The sequence below is a fragment of the Peribacillus sp. P4_B1 genome (genome assembly GCF_056402395.1).
Genome location: NZ_JBFUHM010000111.1, coordinates 1 through 4,363, shown reverse-complemented (window position 1 = coordinate 4,363; position 4,363 = coordinate 1). Strand labels below are relative to the sequence as shown.

The window sequence follows — 4,363 nt, the reverse complement described above, 5'->3', positions numbered from 1 at the left end:
GGTAAGGCATCAGCCCTCTCGGTTCACTAACGTTTATGGAGCTCAATCCCTTCAACCATTTGGCTTTCGGCCCGCCACCTAACTGTCTACGCTTAAAGACTAGAGTTACCTTTAGTCCTCCAAGACTCGCTACGAGCGAATGGCTAGTTCTTACTCGGCGGGAATCCCACCCGCTATATGATACGACCTAGGCTCGGCCGCACACCTGCCCCTTTAGTTCCATAACAAAAAGGTTGCTTGTGTAACCACCCTTTGAAGTAAAGCACCATTAGTAATAGGATTTCACAGTCCAACCATTCCTTTATTTAGTGGACACAACCAATTCATGTGGCATGCCAAGGTGCCGGTATTTAATTGCGACTTTGTCAATACTATGTTCATGCACTAACGAAAGAGCATATATGGCATCATCTTCTGTTGCAGTACCAGCATTTACTTTATCAAGTTGCTTTTGTGGGTCTGTCTTTGGTTTAAGCGTTATAGAATCTAATCCCTTGAAGGTATATTCACTTGCTTCTTCGCCATTAAAATTGTCAGAGATAATAAACCCTTTTGGATGATAACTCACTTGTAATTTCACTTTGGATGGTACAACTTCATCATTGACAAGAACCTCTTCAATTTGAATATCATCAAATGGACTTTTATTTCCTACCGAAACCAATTGTACCTGCTTATCATTCGCTGAAGCACTTGGATAAGCTACTAAAGGTTGGTTTAATTTCAGAAAAAAGAAGACACCTATAAATAAAACCACAATACTAATGACACCTATTAACACCTTTTTCAAAAAAACACTCCTTTACTAACCCACCCTTTTAATTTCATATTTTGCTCTACATTAAAATGATAATTCCACAAATCGCAGCTACCCCAACAAAAGATAATACGTAAAAATAAGGTGGTATAACTTTACCGACAATCTCTGCTTCCTTTTGAAGGGTATCTACTTTATCCCATGCACTCACAATATCTGGTTTATAGTTCTTTGTTTTTATCATACTCACTAACATCAAACTGACTATATATAAAACATGAAGTGCAATTGAACCAATAATCGCTTGAAGAACCAACTTCATATTCTTACTCCTTTTTTCACTAAATATACCATAATAATCCATTTTAGTCTTTAAACCTAAACCCTCGTTATTAAGGGTATTGCACAGTTTGTGTCTAATGAGAAACAAAAGACGGCTTCGATCTCAAGCTAACGCACTCGTTTTTTGCATAAGAAAAGGAGCTGCTGATCAGCTCCTGGTATTGAWGTAAWGCACCTGATAGTTATTTATTCAAAATATCATTTCTTAGTGAAGCAACTTTAGTTAAAGCTGTATCTATGTCAGCTTCATTCACTCCAAAGTGAGCAAGTGCATCGTTAAGATGTTTTACAATAGCATTAAAATGGGCTGGTTGYAGATTCATTCCCTGGTGAGCTTTTGCCATTGATTGTCCAGAATATTGTTTTGGACYACCTAATGCAAAACTAATAAATTTTTCTGATGACTGCGTTGTTTTTCCATATCCKTTTTTTCAAAAAAATGATTAACTGTATCATCCTTAAGAACCAACTCGTTGTAAAAGTAGTCCACAACTTTTGCTATCGCTTCTTCTCCACCAATTTTTTCATAAAGTGTTTGATCCATATATACACTTTGCTTTTGTGGGTCTGTCTTTGGTTTAAGAGTTATAGAACCTAATCCTTTGAAGGTTCACTTGCTTCTTCGCCATTAAGAAAAGCACATTATTTGTCTATTCCTTTTACATTATCATAGATCTAGGTAGTATACCTAAATATAAAAAGCCTCATCAAGTTTTTGAAGAGGCTATTCATTGCGTATAATTTATTAAAGTTTTTGCACTAGAACCTATATATCTTTAGGAGCATTTCTTTAGTTTTGAACGGCTCTAGTATAATAATATTCTTCAAGAGTAAGTCCTTGGCTCATAATAGTTTGAGCTATTGGTTTATCTACATATCGAAGATGCCATGGTTCATATTTATACCCAGTGACTGATTCTTTTCCTTTAGGGTAACGGATAATAAATCCATAATCATCTGCATGTGCCTGTAACCATTTTGCTTCTTTAGTACCTCCAAAGCAATCCTCTGCCGCGCATTTACCATTGCCGCCTGTCACGTCAATAGCAAGGCCTGTTTCATGCTCACTTGTTCCAGGTAATGCACTGTATGTGATTGCTTTGGCATAACCATCCCTTTTTACATAATAATCAAATAGAGCAACTTGTGTAGCATGTGATCTGTATGCAGATACACCGAGAAGACTTACTCCCTGCTTCTTGGATTCCGCAAATAATTTGCTAATGGCAGCTGCTGCTTCACTTCGCATTTTTCTCTTTTCCGTCTTTTCTTTAAAAGTAAACGGTATTGATGTATATACTAAGTCTTTTGGTACATAGTTTTCTGGTAGCTTATTTTTTTTATTGACTAGCACTGGAATACTTTCTGGCTTTGCAACAACCTGAATGTCGTCAGATGAAGGATTGGATATTTTTACATATTGGCCACTAACATAACCTGCTTGACCATTTAAGCTTACCTTTAGCCATCCATTCTCACTTTTTCCAGTAACCATTAACTTTGTGCCCTGTTTAACTGTTGCTATAATTTTATTAGCAGTAGAAGGACCTGTACGGACATTCAGGTTAGCCGTTGCTGTATAGGTTACAGTTGCTGTACTAGATGAAGGATTGGATACCTTTACATATTGGCCACTAACATAACCTGTTTGACCATTTAAGCTTACCTTTAGCCATCCATTCTCACTTTTTCCAGTAACCGTTAGCTTTGTGCCCTGTTTAACTGTTGCTATAATTTTATTAGCAGTAGAAGGACCTGTACGGACATTCAGGTTAGCCGTTGCTGTATAGGTTACAGTTGCTGCATTGGCTACACTTGGTTTTGAAGGGCTAAAACCGATTAAACCTGCACATAAAATAATGAAAGCAAAACCGGTAGCTAGCAATCTTTTGTTTAACGTTACTTTATTTAGTTTTGTCATTTAGAACACCTCAGCTTTAACGAATGTAGTTTTCTATTCATGGAATTAATCTTAAAATACCAGATAAATATATTCTATTACGGTAATAAGATTGGTGGATATAAAATTATCGCAAAGATTATCAATACCCACTGTATAAACAGAATAGGTTTATTTCTGTCATCCCAAAATTCGTTTCCCAAAAAAGAACGCATTATTTTATCTCCTCAATCTAAATCAAAGTCTACTCGTATTATAAACTGTAATGAACTATCCTGCCCTTCTTATTTATAAGTTCAGACAAAAAATATTTCTGGTTGACCATTTTTCATATCAATATATGATAACGGTAGCCGGGGTAGAACGTACCTGCCCGTGGGGCTTAAGATCCCGTCAACTAAACAGTTCGCCCCTACTTGCTTAAACATGATTTGGCTGGTTGGGACCAAGATCTCGTATAATTTCAAGCAGTTCTTGATCAGGTTTCCCCTGAGTATCATGGGGTTTTTGGGGACTTATATTCAGTTGTCTCTATACTAACCTTATTAGAATATCCTACATAAAGATGTTTTGATATGATGAAGAAGCTTTAGGTAATAAAATCGATGAATTATGTACAAGTCGTTCAAGAAAGTGGGCAAATACAAAGGCAAAGAAACTTATAGCTGCAGCAGCTAAATCAGACAACACTGTATCAAAGTTGGATGAAGAGATAGGTGCGCAAAAGAAATTGAAGAATATAAGATAATCCGATCAATCCCTGGTATCGGTGAAAAAATGGCAGAAACGACAATTTCTGAAATTGGTGAGATTGATCGGTTTAATCACCCTAAAAAACTCGTAGCATTTGCAGGAATTGATCCTAGTATCTTTGAATCTGGTAGATTCAAGGGATCCGTAAACAAAATAATCAAAATCGGTTCGAGTAGATTACGGCATGCCCTATATATGGCTGTTCGATGTGCCATTCGTGATTGTAGAAAAAAGAAAACACTGATGAAGTCATCCCTCGTAATAAGAGATTACGTGAGTTCTATGATAAGAAGGGGAAAGAAAGAAAGCCCTATAAAGTAGCTGTTATAGCATGTGCTAATAAGCTTCTACATTGGCTTTATGCACCATTACAAAACAACTGAACTTTCCAAAATATGGCCTAGTTTGAAAGTGTAACCGAATATAATAAAACTCTCCAACCACTGTTCATAGGGAGGTTATTTGGTATCATATTTTAGTATAGCATGTAATATTTTTAGTTTTTATTAGCTAGTTTTGTTGCATAAGAAAAGGAGCTGCTGATCAGCTCCTGGTATTGATGTAATGCACGCTCCTGGTATTGATGTAATGCACCTGATAGTTATTTATTC

The 4,363-nt window shown here is 36.4% G+C and carries 3 protein-coding genes and 2 pseudogenes; 1 reads left to right on the top strand and 4 read right to left on the bottom strand.

Annotated features, from left to right (window positions below):
• Positions 1-301: 301 nt before the first annotated feature.
• From AC1DVK_RS26450 to AC1DVK_RS26435, 4 genes and pseudogenes are all read right to left on the bottom strand, one after another.
• Positions 302-790 carry a hypothetical protein gene (locus tag AC1DVK_RS26450; RefSeq protein WP_289337124.1) on the bottom strand — a complete coding sequence of 163 codons (489 nt, stop codon included), beginning with the start codon at positions 788-790 and terminating at the stop codon, positions 302-304.
• A gap of 46 nt (positions 791-836) precedes the next feature.
• On the bottom strand, positions 837-1,079 hold the full coding sequence (locus AC1DVK_RS26445; protein WP_477627778.1) for a hypothetical protein: 243 nt from the start codon (positions 1,077-1,079) through the stop codon (positions 837-839).
• A gap of 202 nt (positions 1,080-1,281) precedes the next feature.
• A pseudogene (locus AC1DVK_RS26440) lies at positions 1,282-1,643 on the bottom strand (group I truncated hemoglobin).
• A 246-nt stretch (positions 1,644-1,889) separates the two neighbouring features.
• Complete coding sequence (locus tag AC1DVK_RS26435) at positions 1,890-3,020, bottom strand: D-alanyl-D-alanine carboxypeptidase family protein (RefSeq protein WP_477627777.1); 1,131 nt, start codon at positions 3,018-3,020, stop codon at positions 1,890-1,892.
• Between the two features lie 440 nt (positions 3,021-3,460).
• On the opposite strand from AC1DVK_RS26435, the pseudogene AC1DVK_RS26430 reads away from it, so the two are divergent.
• A pseudogene (locus AC1DVK_RS26430) lies at positions 3,461-4,135 on the top strand (transposase); the annotation flags it as partial.
• Positions 4,136-4,363: the final 228 nt, after the last annotated feature.

Excerpts from the sequence above, each read along its gene's own strand:
- AC1DVK_RS26445 (WP_477627778.1), bottom strand. The coding sequence starts at position 1,079 with ATGAAGTTGGTTCTTCAAGCGATTATTGGTTCAATTGCACTTCATGTT.
- AC1DVK_RS26435 (WP_477627777.1), bottom strand. The coding sequence starts at position 3,020 with ATGACAAAACTAAATAAAGTAACGTTAAACAAAAGATTGCTAGCTACC.